We start from the raw sequence: 21521 nt of genomic DNA, 5'->3' as shown, positions 1-21521 counted from the left end.
CGACAATCATTTTCATTGTCATCTGATTGCCTGTCCTTTGTTGCCGACGCGGCAAAAAACCGTTGGACAGGGCCGGAGGGACGGATCTAGCCTCGCCCGGTCCGAGTGATGGTGTGCCTACCGAATGAGGTGCGGGAGATGACGGTCCTGATGAGCGCGGCCGCGTACGACGGGCTGCGTACTCCAGCCACCACGACCTCCTCGGACCGAAGGAATCCCAGAAGTGGATCTTCCACGTAGCTTCACCATCCGCGAGAGCGGACACCGCATTCACAACCCGTTCACCAGCGAGAAGCTGGCCACCCTCGGCCGGGCCCTCGGCCTGGCACCCGGGACGAGCGTGCTAGACCTCGCCTGCGGCAGCGGCGAGATGCTGTGCACCTGGGCGCGCGACCACCGGGTGACCGGCACCGGAGTGGACATCAGCACCGAGTTCCTCACCGCGGCGCACGCCCGGGCGACGGAGCTCGGCGTCACCGACCGCGTCGCCTTCCGGCACGGGGACGCGACCGGCCATGTCGCCGACGAACCCGTCGGCGTCGCCGCATGCCTCGGCGCCACCTGGATCGGTGACGGGGCGGCCGGCACCGTCGAGCTGCTCCGCCGGAGCCTCGCCCCCGGCGGGATCATGCTGATCGGCGAGCCGTACTGGCGCCGAGAGCCCCGGGACCAGGCCACCGTCGAGGGCTGCTACGCCACCACGAAGGACGACTACCGCCCGCTCCCCGAGCTGCTGGAACTCTTCGGCCGGCTCGGCTGCGGCGTGGTGGAGATGGTCCTCGCCGACCAGGACAGCTGGGACCGGTACGTGGCCGCGCAGTGGCTCAACACCCGGCGCTGGCTCGACGCGCATCCCGACGACGAGATGGCGGACGAGATGCGCGAGGACCTCGCCACCGGACCCGTACGTCACGTCCGTTACCAGCGGGAGTACCTGGGCTGGGGCGTCTTCGCGCTGATGAACCGCTGACGGGTGCCGGGTGGGCTCCGCCGTACCGCGCAGCGACGCGCGGAGGAGCCCAGCCGGCTGTCGGCCACAACGGGCAGCGGTCCGTCGGGAAACCGGGCTCGTTCGGGCGTCGCCCCGACCGGGGGCGGTCAACTCGGCGGGCCGCTGTTGAACTTCCGGGCGGGGGTACCCGTATCACTCCTCAGTACCGCCCGGAGGGAGAGCAGGTTGTCGACACCGTCCGACCCCCAACTGCCACCGAACCGGTCGGCGCTGGAACCGACCCACGTCATGCGCCGCCGCCGGTCCGGAGCCCTGTCGGAGCTGGTGCGGCAGGTCCAGGAGAGGGAACGCGACCCGGACGACGGGTACGAGTTCGTGGCGGTCCCGGTCGCGGACACCGCCGCACTGCCTCGTACGGCGGAGGACGACACCCAGGAACTGCCGCCGTACATCACCGACTTCGCCAGCGACGACCACTACCAGGGCGACACGCGCGGCCGCCGGGCCGCCCGTACGACGGAGCACGGCCGAACGTCCCTGTTCCGCCGCACGGCGATCGCCATCGCCGCGGTGGCCGCCGCCCTGGCGGGATTCAGCGCGGCCCTGCTGCTCACCTGGGACCGTGACACCACCGACGACAAGGCACAGGCGCCGCCCCCGGCCGCCTCGTCGGCCCCGACGCCGTCCCAGCCCGCCGCCGCCCCCGACCCCGACGGCGCCGGCACCCTCCGCGAGGGCGACAGCGGCCCGGAGGTGAGCGACCTCCAGGAGCGACTGCTCCGTATCCCCAACGTGTACGAGGGCGGCACGGCCTCCGGCCTCTACGACGCCACACTCACCGAGGCGGTGGCCCGTTTCCAGCTCTGGTACGGCATCCGGGGCGACGAATCGGGCGTCTACGGCAACGACACCCGCAACGATCTCGAATCCCGCACGGCCTCGTAGAACGGCGGCGTCGCGCCTCCAACTCCTTGTCCCGGAAGGTCAGATCCAGCCCTCCAACGACTTCATGAAGCCGTCGAAGTCGTCCCGGTGGATGGTGTGGCCCGCGCCGGGAACCGTGCGGACCTCGAAGTGGCTCCTTCGGAGGTGGGCGGCGTCCTCGGGGCCGATGAGATGGCTCGGGTCGGCGAGCTGGACCAGTGAGGGGACCACCGGCTGGGCGGGCAGGAAGCCGAGCAGGGGGCGGTCGCCGAGGAAGTGGGCCGTGTCGGGATCCCAGTCCGCGAGTGTGGCGAGTTCGATGTCGATGTCGGCCTCGTCCCAGCGCGGGTTGAGCCGGGCGATGTGCTCACGGGTCGCGTGCTTGCCGGCGACGAACGCGGCCGCGTCCACCCGCCGGCCGGGCGCCGACGTCGCCCAGACCGGGTCGCAGTACACCGCCCGGCACGGCCGCAGCCGGTCCACGGCCAGTGAGAGCGCGAGTCCGCCCAGGGAGTGCCCGATGGCCACGTCGGCCCGCCCGCCCAGCGTGTCCACGAGGTCGCGGGCGAAGAGCGCGGGGCTGTACTCACCGCGGGGCGAGGCACCGTGCCCCCGCAGATCCACCGCGACCACCCGGTACCCGCGCTCGGCGAGCGCCGGTCCGACCCGCCGCCAGGTGCGGGAGTCGGACATGATGCCGTGGACGAGCACGGCACTCTTGTCGCCGGATCCCCACGTACGGGTGTTGAGCTGCACGTCGATGCCCTTCTCGGTACGAGGTTCGAGGTTCCAGGCCGCGGTGAGCCGCCGCCGATCTCGCCACCGACTCACATCATCCGGCGACCCGGGCCCGGGCCACGAACTCCCAGCCGCCGTGCGCCACTTCATACACCACGAACCCCGGCTCCACCCGCACGAACCGCGCCCCGCCCGGCGCCTTCACCGCCGAGCGACTCGGCGCGGGCACGCACACCTCGGCCGTCGAACCCACCGGCACCCGCACCGACAGCCGGGTCGAACCGTCCACGACCGACCAGGCCGCCGAAGCCTCGCCACGCACCGTGCTGACCGAGGTGCGGGCCCAGTTCACGCCCGTACGGCCGTCCGGGCGGACCGTGAAGGTCCGGTAGCCCGCGTCTCCGGGACGCAGCCCGGCCACGTTCTCGTACAGCCACTGCACGACCGTGCCCTGGAAGTAGTGGTCCCGGGAACGCGAGTCGAGCGGCCACATCTCCCACATGGTGTCGGCGCCGTTCTCGAACCAGTAGCCCCAGCTCGGGTACGTGCGCTGCGTGGCGATCGCGTGGGCCACCTCGGGATGCCCCTGAGCCGACAGCTGCCGCAACAGCACACTCGTCCCGAGCGCACCGGTGTTGAGATGGTTGCCGCGCTGCTCGATGTCGGCGAGGAGCGAGTCGACGACCGTGGCCCGGGCGCCCGGCGGGACCAGCCCGAAGGCGAGCGGAATGCAGTTGTTGGTCTGCCGGTAACCGGGGTCCTTCGCCGTGCGGTAGTGGCCGTCCGGGCCCAGGAAGGCCGCGTTGAACGCCGCCTTGAGCCCGTCGGCGGCCTTGCGATAGCGGTCGGCGACCTCCGCGTCGCGCAGCAGGTCCGCCAGTTCCGCCGTGTCCGTGAGCGCCCGGTGCAGATACGCCGTCGCGGTCAGCCGGGTGTCCTCGGGCGGGTTGCCGCCGTACCCCGGCGGCAGATAGTCGCCCAGCGCGGTCACCGCGAGCCCGTCCTTCAGCCGCGAGATCTCCCAGTCCAGATAGCGCGTCAGAGGCGCCCAGTGGTCGCGGGCCAGCCGCTCGTCCCCGTAGACGCGGTACATCTCCCGCAGCAGGAAGGGGTAAACGGTCGTCCACTCCGGCGACGGACCGAGGTCGCCGTATCCCCAGCCGCCGCTCGGCACGATCACCGGCAGCTGCCCGTCGGTGTTCTGACTGTCCTTCAGGTCACCGAGCCACTTCGACAGGAAGCGGTGCACTCCGAGCGCGTACGTCATCACGGGCGCGCCCAGCTGCGCGTCACCTGTCCAGCCGTTCTTCTCGTACATCGGCGTGTCCGTCGGAATGCCGTGCAGATTGTTGAGGACCGTGCGCCGCATCGCCCGTTCCAGCCGCTCGTAGAACGGCTCGGAACAGGCGAAGGTACCCGTCTCCGCCACGCGCGTATGGACGACCCGGCCCAGCACCTGTGACGGCTTCGGCTTCGCGGGCAACCCGCTGATCTGCACGTAACGGAAGCCCTTGTACGAGAACTTGGGCTCCCACACCTCGTCGGCGCCGCCGCCCGCGCACACGTACTCGTCGGTCTGGAAGCGGCCCGGGACGTGTCCGGTCTCGGCGTGGACGCTTCCGTCGGACTTCAGCTTCTCTCCGTGGATCATGCGTACGGTCGTCCCGGCGCCGGCCCGCACGGTCAGCTGTGTCCAGCCGGCCATCGTGCGGCCCATGTCGACGACGTACACGCCCTCACTCAACTCCTCGACCGCGACCGGACGTACGGTCTCGATGATTTCGATCGGATCGTGCGGCTGCGCGTGCAGGGTGCCCTTCGGGGCCGTCTGCCGCTGGACCTTCCGCCAGCCGCTGTCGTCGAATCCGGGGCGGGACCAGGCCGCTCCGGGCGCCTTGCGCGCGTCGTAACTCTCGCCCGCGTAGAGGGAGTTGGAGAGAGTCGGGCCTTCGGTGATCCGCCAGCGGTCGTCCGTGGCGACCGTGGTGCGGGAACCGTCGGGGTGGTCGATCTCCAGCTGGCCGAGGAGCCGTGGCTCGCCGTGCCACGGGGGGCGGTGCCAGTTCCACACGTTCGGTGTCGTCATCCCGAAGAAGCCGCGGCCGAGGGTCACCCCGATGGCGTTGGTGCCCCGGCGGAGATGGTCCGTCACGTCGTGCACCGCGTACAGCACGGTCTCGTCGTAGTCGGTGAACCCAGGGTCGAGTACCTGGCGGCCGACGCGTCTGCCGTTGATCTCGGCGTCGTAGTAGGCGAGTCCGCTGATGTAGAGACGGGCGCGCGCCACGGGCTTGGGGAGGGTGAACTCGTGTCGCAGCAGCGGGGCCGCCTGTTCGGTCGCCGTGATCGACACACCGTTGCCCCAGGGCCCCTGGCCGTAGGCCGCGAGCACGGCCGCCTCGGGCCACCCGCTGTCGTCGAACTCCGGCCGCTGCCAGCCCTCTTGCTCATTCTCGGCGCAGCGCCACCCCTCACCCGTGACCAGTTCGACCGTGTCCGATCCGCTCTCCACGACGAGCCGTACGAGCAGTCCTCCGGGGTTGACGGAGGCGTTGCCGCGGTTCGTCGCCAGCGCGGCGACCACGATCGGGCCGTCCCCGGCGGCTCGCACCTGATCGGTGACGTCGATGAGATGGCCCTGCCGCCAGGCATCGGTCTGCTCGGGCTGGTGTGCCACCTTCTCGCCGTCGAGATACAGGGTGAAGTCGTCGTCGGCCGTGGCGAGCAGCGTCGCCTTCCGGATCTCCGCGCCCGCGGTCGGCGTCAGCGAGCCGCGGAACCAACGGGGCCCGGCGGGCGCACTGTTGGAGGTCGAGCCGGGCGACCAGATCCAGGACGCTCCGTCGAACGTCGGCGGCTCGGGAGCGGCGGCCGCACCGATCCAGAACCCCTCCCAGGCCTCCTTGGACAACGTTGTCTCCCACCAGCGCGGCGCACTCCACGCCGACGGCCGGCCCTCGCCGTCCCACACCCTGACGTGCCAGTGGTAGCGCGTGCGCGGATGGAGGGCCGGACCGTCGTAGGCGATGCCGACGGTACGGTCCGACGCGACCCGCCCCGAGTCCCAGACCGTGCGCCGCCCCTGACGCAGGCTCTTCTCGCTCAGCGCCACTCTCACCTGGTACGCGCTCTGCCGGGCGCCGCGCCCCTCGGCGGCCAACTCCCAGGTCAGTCTGGGCTTTTCGACCTCGGTTCCGAGCAGTGTCTCGGCGTACTCGACGGTCGTGCGCTCGATCCGCAGCCGGCCGGCCCCCGAGGCGTCGGCGGCGGTTCCCGCAGACGCGCTGGCGGTCTCGACCGCCCCGGAACCCAGAGCGGCGGATGCGCCCGCTCCGGCGACGGAGGTGCGGAGGAAGACACGGCGGTTCCAACCCTTGGTCATCTGTGGCCCCTTGGTTGCGTACATGCGTGCACGGATGCGGGTGACGAAGCGAGGAGGGTGTCCGAGGTCGTTGAAACGATTCATTCGACTGTGAACGATCCTATGCAGTCCGGCTGTCGGGCTTCAAGGGGCGTGCACACTGTGACCGTCGAGGCCTCAGGGGGTGGTGAGGTCGGGACAGGCGCCCCAGGTGGTTCGCGACCGACCGGAACGGCCCGGCGCGTGCCAGAATCACAGCGTGGATTGGGGGATCCTCGAACGAGACGACGAGCTGGATCAGCTGGCCGTCGCCGCGCGGGACGCGGCCGACGGAGCCGGTTCGGTGGCGCTCGTCTTCGGCGAGGCGGGTATCGGCAAGTCGAGCCTGGTCAAGGCCATGCCGGCCGTGCTGCCGGAGAAGGCCCGCGTCCTGGTGGGGGAGTGCGACGACCTCGCGACCCGCCGGCCGCTCGGCCCCTTCCGTGACCTCGTCGGCAGTGTCGGCGCCGAACTGGCCCGGGCTCTCACGGCGGGCGGCGACCGGCCCCGGGTGTACGACGCCCTGCGGGCGGAACTGACCGCCGCCCCGCACCCGGCGGTCCTCGTCGTCGAGGACGTGCACTGGGCCGACGAGGCCTCGCTCGACGCCCTGCGGTTCCTGGTGCACCGGGTCGAACGCCTCCCGGCCCTCCTGGTCCTCACCTACCGCGACGACGAACTGGACCGCCGCCATCCCCTGCACCACCTCCTGGGCCAGGTCTCCCGGGCCGAACGCGTTCACCGCCTCCCGCTGTCCCGCCTCTCCGCGGGAGCCGTGCGGGAGCTGAGCTCGGTGAGCCGTCTGGACCCGGCCGAGGTGTACGAGGTGACCTCGGGCAACCCGTTCTTCGTCGCCGAGGTGGTGGCGGCCGGCGGCACCGGCGGGGTCCCGCCGACCGTGGTCGACGCCGTCCTCGCCCGGCTGCGCGGCCTGGACGACCGCACCCGTGACGCCCTGGAACAACTCGCCGTGGTCCCGTCCGCCGTCGAACGTCCCCTCGTCGACGCGCTGTTCACGGACGGCGTGGCCGAACTGGCCGCCGCCGAACAGCGCGGACTGCTCACGGTCACACCCGAACGGGCCGGATTCCGGCACGAGTTGATCCGCCGGGCCGTCGCCGACTCGCTGCCCGCCGCACGGCGCATCGAACTCAACCGCCACGTCCTTGCCGCACTCGTCGCCAAGTCCGGCTCCGACCCGGCCCGAGTCGTCCACCACGCGGCCGAAGCGGGCGACCAGGAGGCCGTCGCACGGTACGGTCCCGACGCCGCCCGGGACGCCTCAGGCGCGGGCGCGCACCGGGAGGCCGCCGCCCACCTGCGGCTCGTCCTGCGACAGCGCGACCGGTTCGAGGCCGCCGAACTCGCCGACCTGCTGGAGCGGTACGCCGTCGAGAGCTACACCATCGCCGACTCCGCGGCCGCCGTCGACGCCGAACGGGACGCGGTCGCGCTGCGCCGGTTCCTCGGCGACACCCGGGCACTCGGCGCCGACCTGCGCTGGCTGTCCCGTATCCACTGGTGGGCGGGCAACGCCGACGAGGCACAGTGTGCCGCGCGCGAGGCCATCGCCGTCCTGGAGGACGCGGGCGACGACCGGCTGCTCGCGCTCGCCCTCAGCAACACCTCCCAGCTCCACATGCTCTCCGAACGCACCGCCCTGGCCATCGACTTCGGCGAGCGAGCCATCGCCCTGGCCCGCCGCACCGGCGACGACGCGATCCTCGCGCACGCCCTCAACAACGTCGGCTCCGCCCGCTGGCGCGACGGCGACCCACTGGGCCGCGCCCAACTGGAGGAGAGCCTGAAGGTAGCGCTGGCCGCGGGCGAGGTCGAGCACGCCTGCCGCTCGTACGCCAACCTCATCTGGACGCTGCTCCAACGCCTCGAGTTCACCGAGGCCGACCGCTTCCTGGCACCCGGGATGGCGCTGGCGGATCGGGCGGAACACGTCGGCTTCCTCAGCTATCTCCATGTCGCGACGGCACTGCGCCGGTTCGCCGCCGCGGCCTGGGACGACGCGGAGCGGCACGCCGAGATCGGCGCCCACGACTTCGTGCCCGCGCGCTGTCCCGCGCTGACCGTGCTGGCCCGCGTCCGCGTCCGCCGAGGCCGGGACGGCGGGGAGGAACTGCTCGACGAGGCCTGGGAGATCGCCGTACGCACCCGCGAACTGCAGCGCACGGGGCCCGTCGCGGTCGCCCGGGCCGAGGCCGCCTGGCTCCGGGGTGATCACGCGGCGGTGATCGCGGTCGCCGGTGAGGTCTTCGAGGAGGCACGCCGACTGTCCGCCATGCCGCACGTGGCCGAGCTCGGCTACTGGCTCACCAAGGCGGGCAGCCCCGTACCGGCCGACGGCTGGGACCATCCGTACGCGCTCCAGGCCGCCGGACGGTGGCGCGAGGCGGCCGAGGCCTGGCGCGCGGCCGGCTGCCCGTACGAGGATGCCGCCGCCCTCGCCGAGAGCCCGGACCCGGACGACAAGCTCACGGCCCTCGCCGGTCTGGACGCACTCGGCGCGGAGCCCCTGGCACGACTGGTCCGCGGCGAACTGCGGCAGCTGGGCGTGCGCCACATCCCGCGCGGCCCGCTCGCCGCGACGCGCGACAACCCCGCCGGCCTCACCGAGCGCCAGCTCCAGGTCGTGCGGCTGCTGGCCCAGGGGCTGACCAACCCCGAGATCGCCGAGCGGCTCGTGGTGTCGGTCCGTACGGTCGACAACCACGTCTCCGCCGTACTGGACAAGCTCGGTGCCCGCTCCCGGCGCCAGGCGACCGCCCGCGCCACGGAGCTGGGGCTGGTGCCCGGACGCGAGACCTAGGTAGCCGCCGACGCCGAGCTGAGTGACCGGCACGGATATCTGCGCACGGGGGACGGGACTAGAAACAGGCCCACGGAAGGGGGCCCGGAAGCCGGGTCCCGGATCGGGGGATGCACATGTCCGTCACACCAGCACAGGCGGCCCGGCAGGAACTCACCCAGTTCAAGGGGCAGTTGATCGGGCCGGACGACTCCGGCTACGACGAGGCCAGTCCCGTCTACAACGCGATGATCGAGCGCCGGCCCGCCCTGGTGGCGCGCTGTACGAGCGCCGAGGACGTCACGCACGCCATCCGCTTCGCCCGCGCCCACGACCTGCCGCTCGCCGTACGCGGCGGCGGGCACCACGGCGCCGGACTCGGGACCTGCGACGGCGGAGTCGTCGTCGACCTGTCCCCGCTCAAGGACATCGAGGTCGACGCGGAGGCCAGGACGGTCCGCGTCGGCGGCGGCTGCGTCTGGGGCGAGGTGGACCGGGCCACCAACGCGCACGGTCTGGCCACCCCGAGCGGCATCATCTCCACGACCGGCGTCGGGGGCCTCACGCTCGGCGGCGGCCTCGGTCATCTCACCCGCAAGTGCGGGCTGGCCATCGACAACCTCCTGGAGGCCGAGCTCGTCCTGGCCGACGGCCGGCACGTGACCGCGAGCGCCGACGAGCACCCCGACCTGTTCTGGGCGATCCGCGGCGGAGGCGGCAACTTCGGCGTGGTCACCTCGTTCCTGTTCCGGCTGCACGAGGTGAGCACGGTCGTGGCGGGTCCCACGTTCTGGCCCGTCGAGCAGTGCGCCGAAGTACTCGCCGCCTACCGCGACTTCATCCCGCACGCGCCCCGCGAACTGAACGGCTTCTTCCTGATCGGCGCGGTCCCGCCCGCCCCGCCGTTCCCCGAGGAGCTCCATGGACGCAAGGCCTGCGGTGTCGTGTGGTGCTACGCGGGAGAGGACACGGACGCGGCGGCACGCGCCATGGCACCCCTGCTCGACGCCTTGCCGGAGCCGATGCTGCACGGCCCCGCGCCAATGCCGCACCCCATGATCCAGGGTGCCTTCGACGGCCTCTACCCGCCCGGCGACCAGTGGTACTGGCGGGCCGACTTCGTCAACGAGATCCCCGCCGAGGCGATCGACCTGCACGCCAAGTTCGGCGCCGAACTGCCCACCATGAAGTCGACGATGCACCTGTACCCGATCGACGGCGCCGTCCACGACCACGCCCCGACGGACACCGCCTGGAGCTACCGCGACGCACGCTGGGCGTCCGTCTACGCGGGCGTGGACCCCGACCCGGCCAACGCCGACGACATCAAGCGGTGGACCGTCGACTACTTCGAGGCCCTCCACCCGTACTCGGCGGGCGGCGCCTACGTGAACATGATGATGGACGAGGGCCAGGAGCGCGTACGGGCCAGCTACCGCGACAACTACGCCCGGCTGGCCCGGATCAAGGCCGAGTACGACCCGGGCAACCTGTTCCGGCTCAACCAGAACATCGAGCCGGCCGCGCGGCCCTGACCGGCCTGCCCGGGAGCGGCCCTGGCGCCAACGGGGGGCGTCAGGGCCGTGGGGACTCCGGGCCGCGGGGGCTCCGGGCGCGCGGACTCAGGACTTGCGGGCGACGCCCCCGTACACATCCGTCGCCTCCGGAGTGGTGCCCGGCTCGGGGCGCCACAGCGGGCAGGAGACGATGCCGGGCTCCAGCAGTTCCAGACCGTCGTAGTAGACGGAGATCTCCCGAGGGCTGCGCAGCACGTACGGGACGGCGCCGGTGTCGTCGTAGCCCTCCTGGGCCCGCTTGAGTTCGGCGTCCGTGTCGGTGCTGTCGTAGTGCACGAAGTAACTGCCCGACGGCAGCGCGGCCTGGAGACGGCGGACGATCGACTGGGCCTCCTCGTAGTCCTGGATGTGGCCCAGGATGCCCATCAGCATCAGCGCGACGGGCTTGCCGAAGTCGAGGATCTTGCCGGCGGCCTCGATGATCTGCTCGGGCTCGTGCAGGTCCGCGTCGATGTAGTCGGTGACGCCCTCGGGGGTGCTGGTGAGCAGCGCCTGGGCGTGCCGCAGCACCAGCGGGTCGTTGTCCACGTAGACGATCCGCGACTCGGGCGCCACGCGCTGGGCGACCTGGTGGGTGTTGTCGTAGGTGGGCAGGCCCGTGCCGATGTCCAGGAACTGGCGGATGCCCAGCTCACCGGCGACGAACGTCACGGTACGGATCAGATAGCCGCGGGAGGCGCGGGCCATCGTCTCGATGTTCGGGGCGATCTCGCGGTAGGCGTCGCCCGCCTCCCGGTCGACCTCGTAGTTGTCCTTGCCGCCCATCCAGTAGTTCCAGATGCGGGCCGAATGCGGCACCGTGGTGTCGATCTTGGACAAAGCGTCCTGGTCGGGAGTGGACTGGCCGTCTGCCATGGGAGATCTCCTGCCGTGCGTCACGCGGTCTGCTTCCAACCTACCGTCAACTGCCCTTTGGATCGCCCCAGTTGAAGATCGGGGGCGGATGGCGCACGGATGGGAGGGCCCGGGCCGCCGACGTCCAGAGTGACGACGGGGACATGCTGGGCGAGGGTGCGGAACACCCGGCGGTAGGCGTCGGCAACCTCGGCGCTCTCGGTGTCCGGGCGGCGACCGGAGTCCGTCAGATGGAGAAGGGCGCCGTCCCGCTCGGCCACGGACTCGGCGAAGTCGAGCGCCTGGATCCAGGTCACCCGGGAGTGCCCGCGGCGCAGCGGCCCGTAGACCAGTTCGTGGACGATGCCGCCGTCGACCGCCAGGCGGCCTGGGGCAGCGAGGAGTTCGCGGTACGGGCGGGTCGGGTCCACGTGGTGCAGATGGCCCCGCGAGCGCCTGATCATGAATCCGCTGCGGACCAGTTCGGCGAGCAGCCCGCTTCTGACGATGCCGTCGGGGCCCTCGACGACCAGTGTCCGGCACCGGTCGACGGCCTCATGGAGCGTACGCATACCACTCCCTCCAGGACGACCGACTTCCCCAGTGTGGCCGGACGACCCGCACGGCGGGAGTGCGCGTGCGGGTTGTCCGGTTGTGCGGCCGTAGTGGCGGACGGTTGTGCGGGCGTAGTGGTGCCGCCCGGTCCGGCGGGCGAGGGCGTCGGAACGCGGGCTCGCGACGCGGGAGTTCGACGGGATGCCGGGCGGCGAGGGACGTCAGGTGACGAACGACGTCAAGTGACGATCGGCGTCGGGCGACGATCTGCGTCAGGCGACGAGGAAGTCGGCCTGGCCGGACTTGGCGCCCTCCAGGAACGAGATCATCTCTTCCCGGGTGTAGATCAGCGCGGGCCCGTCCGGGTCCTTGGACTGGCGGAACGCGACGCTGCCGTCGGGCAGTCGCTTGGCCTCGACACAGCTGCCGCCGTTGGTGCCGCTCCAGGGCTTCTGCCAGCCCTCGGTTCCCAGATCGATGGCGGGCATACCGCTGTGGATGGGGTCCATGGAATTCATGGCTCACAACTCCTTACGCAGTTCAGCCAGGATGGCCCTGGTCCGAGCGACCGGCTCCGCCTGCACGGACATCCGGTCCATTACTTCGAGGTACGTCACGACGTCGGCCGGCTGGTCGACATAGACCGAGCCGACGAGGCTCTCGGTGTAGACGACATCGGGCAGTTCGGAGAAGCCGAAGCGGAAGTGGTGGAAGGGGCCGAACGCGCCCGGATGGGCTCCCACGGAGTAGCGCAGGATCTGGATCCGGACCTTCGGCATGTCCAGGGCCTCGTTCAGCCGGTCGATCTGGGCCCGCATCACCTCGGCCCCGCCCACCGGGCGGCGCAGCACCGTCTCGTCCAGGACGGCCCAGACGGCCGGTGCGTCGGATTTCGCGAGCAGGTCCTGGCGTTTGAGGCGCAGGGCGACGCGGCGGTCGATCTCCTCCTTCGTCTCGTTGGGAAAGCCGATGTGCATCAGCGCGGCCACGTAGTCGTGCGTCTGCAACAGGCCGGGGACGTAGTGGGGTTCGTAGAGACGGATGACGCTGGCTTCGCTCTCCAGGCTCACGTAGGCGCTGAACCACTCCGGCAGGACATCGCGGTACGAGTACCACCAGCCCGGCCGGTTGGCCTCCCTGGCCAGGGCGAGGAAGTCGTCGACCTCGGAGTCCGGGACTCCGTAGGTGTGCAGCAGCTCCCTCACGTAGGGGATACGGAGGCCGACCTCGGCCTTTTCTATCCGGCGGACCGTCAGAGGAGTGACCTCGATGGCCCGCGCGGCGTCCTCGAAGGAGACTCCGGCCTGTTCCCGCAGATGCCGGAGCCGCTTGCCGAGAACCATCCGCAGGACGGTCGGTGCACTGCCGCCCGAGCGGTTGTCGCTCACGTCCTACCTCCCGGAACGGCCGTCACAGCGTGCAGTGTGCCACGAGGTCGCTGACACAGACAGAGCGATGAGGATCGTTCTGAAATTATCAGAACGCTTGTTGCGGGTTGAGTGTGTCGGCCATCATAGTGATCGAGTGACCTGCCGCACAGTCCGGCGGCGACGGCGCACAACAGCGCACCGCCTCCCCGGACTTGACGCCCCGGCAGGGAGGGCAGACCGCAGCACCGCGATGCGACACCTGGATGGCCACCGTGACCGACGGACAATCGAGGAGCCCCGGCAAGGGTCCCGCCGGGGCCAACAAGGCGCTGGCGGCCGCCCTCAGAGACGCCGGCTGCTCGTACGCCTCGCTCGCCCTCCGGGTCAACGAACTGGGGCGCAGACAGGGCGCGGACTCCAACTACGACAAGGCGTCGGTCACCCGCTGGCTGAACGGCCAGCAACCCCGGGGAAACACCCCCGAGTTGATCGCCGCCGTCCTGTCCGAGCGACTCGGCCACGCCGTGTCGCCGACGGACCTCGGCTTTCTGCCCGACCAGCAACGCCCGGTCGTCGGCAGGGCACTCGTGTACCGCGAAGACCTGGCAGACACCTTGCACACCTTGGCCGAACTGGGCTCCACCGACATCTCCCGCCGCAGCCTCCTCGGCGCGGTCCCCTTCGTCGCAGGCGCCCTGACGAACCCTCAGCGCGAGTGGCTGCTCTGGCTGCTCGAGCACGCCGGGAATCACGACGTCACACGGCTCGCGCCGGTCACCGACGGCGGTCCCGTCGAGCAGGTCCACGCCATGATCAGCATGTTCGACCAGATGGACAACCACTTCGGCGGCGGCGGAGTGCGCACGAGCATCGTGCACTACCTGTGCACCGAGGTCGTGCCCATGCTCCAGCGCCGCGGCACGCCCCCGCACCAGCAGCGCCTGCTGTACGCGGCTGCCGCCCGACTCGCCGCGATGGCCGGCTGGAGCTCGTACGACGCGGGGGAGTACGGACTCGCGCAGCGCTATATGACCCAGGCGCTGCGGCTCTGCGCCGAGGGCCGCGACCGTGTGCTGGGCGGGCAGATCCTGGCCGGGCTCTCCCACCTCGCCACCAACCTCGGCCGCCCGGACGAGGGCGTGGCGCTGGCGAGGGCCGGCATCGCGACCGCGAAGGACTCGGGCAGCCCGCTCGGCCTGATGCGCCTGTACGCCATGTCGGCGCGCGGACACGCGGCGCGGGGCCGCTCCGGTGAGACGGCCGAGGCGCTGAGGCTCGCGGAACAGCAGCTGGACGCGAGCCGCGGAGCCGCGCAGGAGTCCGTGTGGGTGCGTTTCCTCGACCACCACTATCTGCAGGCCGAGTCCGCCCTGTGCTTCCGCGACCTCGGCCTGGCCGCACAGGCGGAGCGCATGGCAGGTGAGTCGATCGACGCCAACGCCGACCGGCGCAGGCGCCAGGCCATCAGCCGTTCCGTACTCGCGACCGCGCACCTTCAGCAGAACCGCCTCGACGAGGCGATCGGCACGGCGACCAAGGCACTCGACACGCTCAACACGGTGCACAGCGAGCGGTCCATCCAGGCCCTGCGCGACTTCCGCAAGAGGCTGGAGCCCCGCAGCCACGAGCCGCTGGTCCAGGAGTTCGAGCGCAGGTCGCGACCGGTGCTGGGGGCGGTGGCATGACCATCGGCCCCGGCGCGACCGGCCTGCCCGACTGCTTAGTAACCGTCGGGCGAGGGGGCGTTCTGGGCGCGGTCGACGGGCAGATTGGCCCCGGAGATCCCGCTCGACCAGTCCGACAGCAGGAACGCCACCACGCGCGCCACCTCCTGCGGCGCGACCGGCTCCCCGCCCGGCAGCTCGGCCGCCGCGAACGCGGCGAAGGCCTCGGGTTCCTCCCTGCGCATCCGGTCCCAGCGCCGGCCCGGGATGAGCATCGACCCCGGCGAGACGGAGTTCACCCGGATCCCGTCCGGGCCGAGCTCGCGGGCCAGCGAGGCCGCCAGATGGATCTGCGCGGACTTCGCGGTCCCGTACTGCGAGTTGGGGCCCGGCTTCCAGCCCGAGATCGACGAGATGACCACGACCGAGCCACCGCCCGCCGTACGCAGATACGGGACGGCGGCCCGTACCAGCCGCGCGGTGTGCCCGACGTTCAGCTCCCAGGTCGCGGCCCAGTCCCCGGCGTCCGTCTGTTCGAGGCCGCGCCCGCGAGAACCGCCCGCACAGGCCACCACCCCGTCGAGGCCGCCGAAGCGATTCGCCGAGGCCGTGACGAACGCCTCCAGCCGCTTCGGTTCGGTGACGTCGAGGGCTCGGGTGAACAACCCGTCGGGCGCTGCGGCATCAACCGTGCCTCTCAGCGTGTCCAGGTCCCGTGCGGTCCGGGCGCAGGTTGCCACCCGGGCGCCCTCGGCGGCCAGCAGCCGCACGATCTGCTCGCCGAGTCCGCGCGTACCGCCGGTGACGAGCACGCGCTTGCCGCTCACGCCGGACCAGCCGCGGGCATCCTGCCCGCTCTCGATGGTCCGGCCCTCGCTCACGTTGCTCACGCTTTCGAACATACATGCCACACCACTACGCGCCTGCAACCGGACAACCCCCGCACTCCCTGGTCCGCCGCCGCTCCGGCCGGTTGGCTGCACGAGCAGCCACCGAGACCGTCCCCCACCCGTGCTGCACTCGAAGGAGGCACGATGACGGCATCCAGGGCACACCGCCGTGGGCCGTCGCACTCGCTGACGCGCGGCGCGGACCATGACTCGCCCACCGGCCGGCCCTGGACCGGTGAGACGGACCAGAGCGTCCCGGCCGCGTCCGCGGCTCCGCCCGTGCCCGCCTCCGTGCGCGCGGCCCGTGCCCTTCGCATCGTGGTCCCCGCGCAGCCCTCGCGCGCCTCGGGCGTACGGCGCATGGTCGCCGAGCAGCTGGCGTACCTGCGGTTGCCGGCCGAGCAGCTCGACAACGCCGTCCTGGCCACCGACGAACTCTTCGCCAACGCCGTCAGGCACGGCAGCCCCGACGCCGGTGACATGGTCACCGTCAGCGTCGAATGCACCGACCACGAAGTGCGGGTGACGGTCGCCGACCACTCGCCCGATCTGCCGCGCCACCGCACGGCGGACGCCGCCGACGAGTCCGGACGCGGGCTCGCCATCGTGGCCGCGCTGGTCGACGACTGGGGCATCGCACTGCCCGACCCCGGCGAGACGGGGAAGCGGGTGTGGTTCTCATTGGAAATCCAGGGGGCGTCATGAGCGGTTCCGGCATGCCGGGCCACGTCGCGCACGACACGGTGCGAGAGGGGCGTACGGGGGTCGCCCCCCGCCCGGGTCGCGACGGGCCCACGGAGCCGGCGGGTGCCCCGGACGACCCGGGGCACCCGTGCCGGGACGGGCATGCGGGGCGAGTGCACGACACGGCGGGTGAGGAAGGCGCGGGGCGCAGCCACGACGAGATACACGGCGAGGTACGGGAAGTGCGCCCGGTCGTCGTACCGGCGCTCGCGGCCGCCCTCGCCCGCGAGCTGGTCCGCAGGGCGGACGAGGACCGGAGAGTGACGCGGGCGGCGCACCGCAGCCCCACGCAGGTCGCGCGCCGCCGTATCACCGAGTGCCGCAGAGGAAACGCCGAAGCGCTGAAGACCATCGTCAAGCGCCATGCCTGGCCGACCGCCGACGTGGTCGGCGCGCCCGCCTCCACGGCGGCGCTGATGATCCTGTTGCACGCTCCCGACCTCGAATTCCAGCTGGCCTGCCGTGACCTGATCGCCCAGGCCACGGCGGACGGACGCTGCCCGGCGCCGCACCACGCGTACATCGCCGACCACTGCGCCGTCGAACTCGGCCAGCCGCAGTTCTACGGCACCCGAGTCGACCCCGCGACCTTCCGCCCGTATCCGGTCCGTCAGCCCCGGACGCTCGACGAGCGCCGCGAGGACGTCGGGCTGTGCCCGCTCGACGAGCAGATGCGGGCGCTGCGCCTCGGCGGCTGAGGCCGCGGTTCGGCGCGACCGCGGAGGCGGTGTTACGGCTCCAGCCGCAGCTGCCATTCCTGTTCCTGGTCGCCGGAGACCATGCCCTCCTCGCGCACCGTGAAGACGGAGGTGAGGGTCTCGTCGGCCCGCCGTACCGCCTCGGGGCTGCCCTGCAGGGTGACGGTCACGGGCGCGGAGAGCGGTGGCACGGTCGGCGGTGTCATACCGGCATCGGCCGGTATGTCGTTGTCGAAGGCGGCCGTGTAGACCGTGGCGCCCCCGTCCCCGGGCATGTCGTCCGCCGTTCCGAAGGCGGATTCGAGGGTGTGGACGACCGCCCGCGCGTCGGCGGCCGTGCCGCCGCTGAGCGTGAGCGTCAGAGCGAGATGCGTGCCAGGCGTCATGACCAGCCACCTTTTCTTGTGCGGATGCGCGCCGTCCCGTCCGTGTAACCGGTCCTCCGGGCCACAAACGGCGGCTCGGCCCTGCGTGGGGCCTGTCTCCATCACACCGCCATCCACCGGACCTCGCAGCCGCACCGCCGGGTGTCGCGGGCCGCCGTAGGGGAAGCGCCCGGTTTTCCGCCGGGTCAGGAAGGTCGCAGCGGGGTGGTCTCCATGAGGCGGGCGGCCATGCTGCGGGCCGGGGCCTCGGTCTGTTCCGCGATGCGGTGGAAGGTGTCGTGGGCCGATCGGGCCGGCCAGGCGGCGGGCAGGTGCCGGGCGGGCAGCCGCGGGTCCGTGCGGATGATCCGGAGCCACTCGCTGGTCAGGCGCAGCCGGGTCCCGAGCGGGTCCCCGGAGTCGGGGGCGAGCCGGTCTGTCCAGCGTTGGTCGAAGTCGGCGTACCGGGCACCGACGCCGTCCAGGTCCCAGGTGTCACGGATCATCAGACCGATGTCGGTGGCCTCGTCGGCCGTGGCATGGAAGATCTTGACGTGGGCCGCGAGCCCGAGTTCGGAGACGAGCGCGGACACGTCGAAGTCGCCGGGCGCGATCCACAGCCCGCTGTAGAGGGGACCGAAGCCCGACCAGGTCAGCCGCGAGCGCAGATCGTGCCGCTGGCGCTGCCAGGACTCGGGCAGGGAGAAGCCGAGCAGCGTCCAGGTGCCGTCCCAGTCGTCGTTGACGGCGCCCATGTCCCAGAGCCGCTTCTTGCCGTTCCAGAGGATCTCCGTGGCCTGTGGGGTCAGACCGAAGTACATCCGGCGGCCCTCCCGCTGACGTTGCAGCAGACCGCGGTTGACCATCCGGGTCAGCGTGGACCGCACCGCCTGCTCCCCGACCCCCGCACGCGCCAGCACCTCGATGACGCTGCCGGAGTACACGCACAGCGGCCCCTCCTCCAGAACATGGCCGCCGAAGAAAGCGAACATCAGCGACTGGGGGCGCAGCTGGGGTCCTTCTGGGAAGTCCATGGCCGCCCGCGGAGTCTCGTCGTGCACGTCGGAAAGGGTACGGCCGCCCACCTTGCAACCTCCCTTGTCCGGAGTACTGACAGCGCGAACATAGGTGTGTAGATTGCGGCCGTCAAGAAAGTGCACAACGTCTGGACGGGACGACCGGTCTCGGCGAGGCAGCGGCAGCCACTCCCCGCTCCGCTGCCTCGCCGTCGCAGATCCGCGCGACCCGCTCGACGGCTCGATCCGCCGGGCCTGTCCGGTCCTGGCGGGGTGTGCACGCCACCACAGGTGTTTCCGTCAGGAGGAGCCCATGCAAAGGCGCATTCTCGGGCTAGCCATAGCCGTGGTCACGGTCGCGGGCGCGGCCGGATGCGGGTCCTCGTCCTCCTCGAGCGGCGCTTCGGCGTCCTCCGGCGGAGGCAAGACCACGGAGGTCAAGGTCGGCATCATCCCGATCGTCGATGTGGCACCGCTCTACCTCGGTGACAAGAAGGGCTTCTTCAGCAGCCGGGGCATCAAGCTGAAGATGGAGAGCGCCCAGGGCGGCGCCGCGATCATCCCCGGTGTGGTGAGCGGCCAGTTCCAGTTCGGCTTCAGCAACACCACCTCGCTGATGCTCGCCCAGACCAAGGGCGTCCCCGTGAAGTCGGTGGTCAACGGCGCGGCCTCCAACGGCAAGGTCGGCGCCGACGTCACCGGCGTCGCGGTCAAGAAGGACAGCTCGATCAAGTCGGCCAAGGACCTCGCCGGGCAGACGGTGGCGGTCAACACCCTGCAGAACATCGGGGACACGACGGTCCGCGAGTCGGTCCGCAAGGCCGGCGGCGACCCCTCCAAGGTCAAGTTCGTCGAGATACCGTTCGACCAGATGCCGGCCGCCCTGGACGGCGGGCAGGTGGACGCGGCCTGGATGGGCGAGCCCGCGACGACGATCGCCAAGGCACAGGGCGCCCGTGTCATCGCCTCGCCGTTCGCCGAGACCGACCCGAAGCTCACCGTGGCCACGTACTTCACCTCGGCCAAGGTGATGCAGGAGAACCCGGACCTCGTGAAGAAGTTCAGCGAGGCGATGGCCGAATCACTGACCTACGCCACCGAGCACCCCGACGAGGCACGCCAGATCCTCACCTCCTACACCAAGATCAGCGGTGATGTCCTGGAGAAGCTCATCCTGCCCAGCTGGCCCGCGGAGATCGACATGGCCTCCCTGGAGAAGCTGGCCGCCCTCGGCGAGGAGGACGGCATCTTCGGCGACAAGAAGCCCGACCTGAACGCGCTGTTCTCATGACCAGCCCCGGTCTCACCCCTGTACTCGCGGAGCCCGCCGGGACCGACACCGGTCCCGGCGGGCCACCCGCCAGGCGAGGTCCGGTCCCCGTCGCCGTACTCCGCGGCCTCGCCGGTCTCGCCGGCCTGGTCGCGGTGCTCGAAGTGCTGCCGCACACCGGCCTGGTGTCGGCCGACTACCTGCCGCCCGCCTCGGAAACCGTCCGCACCCTGGGGACCCTGCTCGCCGAACCGACGTTCTGGACAGCGCTCGGCGACACCCTCACCGGGTGGGGCCTGGGGCTGGCAGTCGCCGTCGTGGCGGGCGTCGCCGCCGGAGTCGTCATCGGCTCGGTGCCCGTACTGCGCGCGGTGACCGCCTCCACCATCGAGTTCCTGCGCCCCATCCCGTCCGTGGCCCTGATCCCCGTCGCGGTCCTCCTCTACGGCACCGACCTCCGGTCGAAGCTGCTCCTCGTGGTGTACGCCTCCTTCTGGCAGGTGATCGTCCAGGTCCTGGCCGGCATGCAGGACGTCGACCCGGTCGCCGAGGACACCGCCCGCAGCTATCTGCTCGGCACCTGGGGCCGGGTCCGCCACGTCCTGTGGCCGACCGCGCTGCCGTACGTGATGACGGGGGTACGGCTGGCCGCCACCGTGGCGCTCATCCTCACGATCACCGCCGAACTCGTCATCGGCGCCCCCGGCCTCGGCCACGAGATCGCCGTCGCGCAGGTGTCCGGAGCCGTGCCGCGCGTCTACGCCCTCGTCCTGGTCACCGGCCTGCTCGGCGTCGCCGTCAACCTGGCGGCACGTGCGGTCGAACGACGGGCACTGCACTGGCACCAGTCCGTACGCACGGAGGTGACCGCATGACCGCCCTCGCCGTGGCCCGACGCGGCCTGCTGGTCCTGGGCCTGCCCGCGGTCCTCTTCACCGTCTGGTGGTTCGCCACCGCAGGGAGCACCGACTTCTACTTCCCGCCCCTGGCCACCATCCTGGACAGTTTCGGGAAGGTGTGGACCGGGGACCGGCTGCTGTCGGACGTGGTCCCGAGCCTGCTGCGCCTCGCGGCCGGCTATCTCCTCGCCGTGGTCGTCGGGGTGGGGCTCGGCCTGGTCGTCGGAATGCGGCGGGCCGTACGGGACGTCCTGGAACCGGTCCTCGAACTCTTCCGGGCCATCCCGCCGCCCGTGCTCATCCCGGTGATCATGCTGTTCGCGGGCATCGGCGACACGATGAAGGTGCTCGTCATCGTCAGCGGCTGCATGTGGCCGATCCTCCTCAACACCGTCGAAGGCGTCCGCGCTGTCGACGAGGTGCTCGGCGACACCTGCCGGTCCTACGGCATCACGGGCGTCGCGCGCCTGCGGCATCTGGTGCTGCGCGCGGCGAGCCCCCAGATCGTCACGGGCATGCGCCAGGCGCTGTCGATCGGGATCATCCTCATGGTCATCAGCGAGATGTTCGCCGCCAGCAACGGCCTGGGCTTCACCATCGTCCAGTTCCAGCGCTCCTTCGCCATCCCCGAGATGTGGAGCGGCGTCCTGCTGCTCGGCATCCTCGGCTTCCTCCTGTCCCTGCTCTTCCGGTTCGCCGAGAACCGGGCCCTGGCCTGGTACCACGGTCTGCGCCGCGCGCAGCGCAATCCCTGACGCACCCCCCGACGCCCCCGACGCAACGCCTGACGCAATCCCTGAAGCACCGCTTGACAAGGAGACGTCG

19 protein-coding genes are annotated in these 21521 nt (G+C 71.3%); 10 read left to right on the top strand and 9 right to left on the bottom strand.

The features are described from left to right. The first annotated feature begins 223 nt into the window (after window positions 1–223). Window positions 224–970, top strand: coding sequence for an SAM-dependent methyltransferase (locus tag JEQ17_RS05915; protein WP_200394212.1), 747 nt, complete (start codon window positions 224–226; stop codon window positions 968–970). A 207-nt stretch (window positions 971–1177) separates the two neighbouring features. Continuing rightward, window positions 1178–1897: a peptidoglycan-binding domain-containing protein gene (locus JEQ17_RS05910; RefSeq protein ID WP_200394211.1), complete on the top strand. Its 720-nt coding sequence runs from the start codon at window positions 1178–1180 to the stop codon at window positions 1895–1897. A gap of 39 nt (window positions 1898–1936) precedes the next feature. On the opposite strand, the gene JEQ17_RS05905 is transcribed toward JEQ17_RS05910, so the two are convergent. Then, complete coding sequence (locus tag JEQ17_RS05905; protein ID WP_200401324.1) at window positions 1937–2632, bottom strand: alpha/beta fold hydrolase; 696 nt, start codon at window positions 2630–2632, stop codon at window positions 1937–1939. A 76-nt stretch (window positions 2633–2708) separates the two neighbouring features. After that, a complete protein-coding gene (locus JEQ17_RS05900) occupies window positions 2709–5996 on the bottom strand; it encodes a family 78 glycoside hydrolase catalytic domain (RefSeq protein ID WP_234048096.1) in 3288 nt (1095 codons plus the stop codon). Window positions 5997–6234: 238 nt separating this feature from the next. Between JEQ17_RS05900 and JEQ17_RS05895 the strand changes: the two genes are divergently transcribed. Both JEQ17_RS05895 and JEQ17_RS05890 read left to right on the top strand, forming a co-directional pair. Next, window positions 6235–8835 carry an ATP-binding protein gene (locus JEQ17_RS05895; protein ID WP_200394209.1) on the top strand — a complete coding sequence of 867 codons (2601 nt, stop codon included), beginning with the start codon at window positions 6235–6237 and terminating at the stop codon, window positions 8833–8835. A 116-nt stretch (window positions 8836–8951) separates the two neighbouring features. Then, the gene (locus JEQ17_RS05890) at window positions 8952–10349 is read left to right on the top strand and encodes an FAD-binding oxidoreductase (RefSeq protein ID WP_200394208.1); all 1398 of its coding nucleotides are present in this window, start codon (window positions 8952–8954) and stop codon (window positions 10347–10349) included. A gap of 87 nt (window positions 10350–10436) precedes the next feature. On the opposite strand, the gene JEQ17_RS05885 is transcribed toward JEQ17_RS05890, so the two are convergent. From JEQ17_RS05885 to JEQ17_RS05870, 4 genes are all read right to left on the bottom strand, one after another. After that, the gene (locus tag JEQ17_RS05885) at window positions 10437–11246 is read right to left on the bottom strand and encodes an SAM-dependent methyltransferase (protein ID WP_200394207.1); all 810 of its coding nucleotides are present in this window, start codon (window positions 11244–11246) and stop codon (window positions 10437–10439) included. A 20-nt stretch (window positions 11247–11266) separates the two neighbouring features. Next, on the bottom strand, window positions 11267–11797 hold the full coding sequence (locus JEQ17_RS05880) for a hypothetical protein (RefSeq protein ID WP_200394206.1): 531 nt from the start codon (window positions 11795–11797) through the stop codon (window positions 11267–11269). 255 nt (window positions 11798–12052) lie between these two features. After that, window positions 12053–12298, bottom strand: coding sequence for a DUF397 domain-containing protein (locus tag JEQ17_RS05875; protein WP_200394205.1), 246 nt, complete (start codon window positions 12296–12298; stop codon window positions 12053–12055). 3 nt (window positions 12299–12301) lie between these two features. Continuing rightward, complete coding sequence (locus tag JEQ17_RS05870; protein WP_200401323.1) at window positions 12302–13123, bottom strand: helix-turn-helix domain-containing protein; 822 nt, start codon at window positions 13121–13123, stop codon at window positions 12302–12304. 290 nt (window positions 13124–13413) lie between these two features. Between JEQ17_RS05870 and JEQ17_RS05865 the strand changes: the two genes are divergently transcribed. Further along, the gene (locus tag JEQ17_RS05865) at window positions 13414–14835 is read left to right on the top strand and encodes a tetratricopeptide repeat protein (protein ID WP_200394204.1); all 1422 of its coding nucleotides are present in this window, start codon (window positions 13414–13416) and stop codon (window positions 14833–14835) included. Window positions 14836–14870: 35 nt separating this feature from the next. Here the strand turns inward: JEQ17_RS05865 and JEQ17_RS05860 are convergent, their stop codons facing one another. Further along, the gene (locus tag JEQ17_RS05860) at window positions 14871–15695 is read right to left on the bottom strand and encodes an SDR family NAD(P)-dependent oxidoreductase (protein ID WP_234048686.1); all 825 of its coding nucleotides are present in this window, start codon (window positions 15693–15695) and stop codon (window positions 14871–14873) included. Window positions 15696–15848: 153 nt separating this feature from the next. Between JEQ17_RS05860 and JEQ17_RS05855 the strand changes: the two genes are divergently transcribed. Further along, the gene (locus tag JEQ17_RS05855; RefSeq protein WP_200394202.1) at window positions 15849–16409 is read left to right on the top strand and encodes an ATP-binding protein; all 561 of its coding nucleotides are present in this window, start codon (window positions 15849–15851) and stop codon (window positions 16407–16409) included. After that, entirely contained in the window at window positions 16406–17146 is a 741-nt protein-coding gene (locus JEQ17_RS05850) for a DUF6624 domain-containing protein (RefSeq protein WP_325176244.1), read from the top strand. Before JEQ17_RS05855 ends, JEQ17_RS05850 begins: the two co-directional genes overlap by 4 nt. A gap of 32 nt (window positions 17147–17178) precedes the next feature. On the opposite strand, the gene JEQ17_RS05845 is transcribed toward JEQ17_RS05850, so the two are convergent. Together JEQ17_RS05845 and JEQ17_RS05840 are read right to left on the bottom strand one after the other, a co-directional pair. Further along, window positions 17179–17532, bottom strand: a complete 354-nt coding sequence (locus JEQ17_RS05845; protein ID WP_200394201.1) for a hypothetical protein — start codon at window positions 17530–17532, stop codon at window positions 17179–17181. A gap of 185 nt (window positions 17533–17717) precedes the next feature. Continuing rightward, a complete protein-coding gene (locus tag JEQ17_RS05840) occupies window positions 17718–18545 on the bottom strand; it encodes a PaaX family transcriptional regulator (RefSeq protein WP_234048685.1) in 828 nt (275 codons plus the stop codon). Window positions 18546–18840: 295 nt separating this feature from the next. On the opposite strand from JEQ17_RS05840, the gene JEQ17_RS05835 reads away from it, so the two are divergent. The 3 genes from JEQ17_RS05835 to JEQ17_RS05825 are packed head-to-tail and all read left to right on the top strand — an operon-like array spanning window position 18841 to window position 21451. Beyond that, the gene (locus JEQ17_RS05835) at window positions 18841–19818 is read left to right on the top strand and encodes an ABC transporter substrate-binding protein (RefSeq protein ID WP_200394200.1); all 978 of its coding nucleotides are present in this window, start codon (window positions 18841–18843) and stop codon (window positions 19816–19818) included. Then, a complete protein-coding gene (locus JEQ17_RS05830; protein ID WP_200394199.1) occupies window positions 19815–20672 on the top strand; it encodes an ABC transporter permease in 858 nt (285 codons plus the stop codon). Before JEQ17_RS05835 ends, JEQ17_RS05830 begins: the two co-directional genes overlap by 4 nt. Continuing rightward, window positions 20669–21451: an ABC transporter permease gene (locus tag JEQ17_RS05825; RefSeq protein WP_200394198.1), complete on the top strand. Its 783-nt coding sequence runs from the start codon at window positions 20669–20671 to the stop codon at window positions 21449–21451. The genes JEQ17_RS05830 and JEQ17_RS05825 overlap by 4 nt, the downstream gene beginning before the upstream one ends. Window positions 21452–21521 lie beyond the last annotated feature (70 nt).

The sequence above is a fragment of the Streptomyces liliifuscus genome, from assembly GCF_016598615.1.
Lineage (GTDB): Bacteria > Actinomycetota > Actinomycetes > Streptomycetales > Streptomycetaceae > Streptomyces > Streptomyces liliifuscus.
This window is presented reverse-complemented; position numbering and strand designations above follow the sequence as displayed.

What these genes read in the sequence shown, in the direction of transcription:
- JEQ17_RS05870 (WP_200401323.1), bottom strand. Translation starts at nt 13,123, where the DNA reads ATGGTTCTCGGCAAGCGGCTCCGGCATCTGCGGGAACAGGCCGGAGTC.
- JEQ17_RS05875 (WP_200394205.1), bottom strand. Translation starts at nt 12,298, where the DNA reads ATGAATTCCATGGACCCCATCCACAGCGGTATGCCCGCCATCGATCTG.
- JEQ17_RS05840 (WP_234048685.1), bottom strand. Translation starts at nt 18,545, where the DNA reads ATGGACTTCCCAGAAGGACCCCAGCTGCGCCCCCAGTCGCTGATGTTC.
- JEQ17_RS05825 (WP_200394198.1), top strand. Translation starts at nt 20,669, where the DNA reads ATGACCGCCCTCGCCGTGGCCCGACGCGGCCTGCTGGTCCTGGGCCTG.
- JEQ17_RS05890 (WP_200394208.1), top strand. Translation starts at nt 8,952, where the DNA reads ATGTCCGTCACACCAGCACAGGCGGCCCGGCAGGAACTCACCCAGTTC.
- JEQ17_RS05855 (WP_200394202.1), top strand. Translation starts at nt 15,849, where the DNA reads ATGACGGCATCCAGGGCACACCGCCGTGGGCCGTCGCACTCGCTGACG.
- JEQ17_RS05885 (WP_200394207.1), bottom strand. Translation starts at nt 11,246, where the DNA reads ATGGCAGACGGCCAGTCCACTCCCGACCAGGACGCTTTGTCCAAGATC.
- JEQ17_RS05850 (WP_325176244.1), top strand. Translation starts at nt 16,406, where the DNA reads ATGAGCGGTTCCGGCATGCCGGGCCACGTCGCGCACGACACGGTGCGA.
- JEQ17_RS05865 (WP_200394204.1), top strand. Translation starts at nt 13,414, where the DNA reads ATGGCCACCGTGACCGACGGACAATCGAGGAGCCCCGGCAAGGGTCCC.
- JEQ17_RS05845 (WP_200394201.1), bottom strand. Translation starts at nt 17,532, where the DNA reads ATGACGCCTGGCACGCATCTCGCTCTGACGCTCACGCTCAGCGGCGGC.
- JEQ17_RS05900 (WP_234048096.1), bottom strand. Translation starts at nt 5,996, where the DNA reads ATGACCAAGGGTTGGAACCGCCGTGTCTTCCTCCGCACCTCCGTCGCC.
- JEQ17_RS05835 (WP_200394200.1), top strand. Translation starts at nt 18,841, where the DNA reads ATGCAAAGGCGCATTCTCGGGCTAGCCATAGCCGTGGTCACGGTCGCG.
- JEQ17_RS05880 (WP_200394206.1), bottom strand. Translation starts at nt 11,797, where the DNA reads ATGCGTACGCTCCATGAGGCCGTCGACCGGTGCCGGACACTGGTCGTC.
- JEQ17_RS05830 (WP_200394199.1), top strand. Translation starts at nt 19,815, where the DNA reads ATGACCAGCCCCGGTCTCACCCCTGTACTCGCGGAGCCCGCCGGGACC.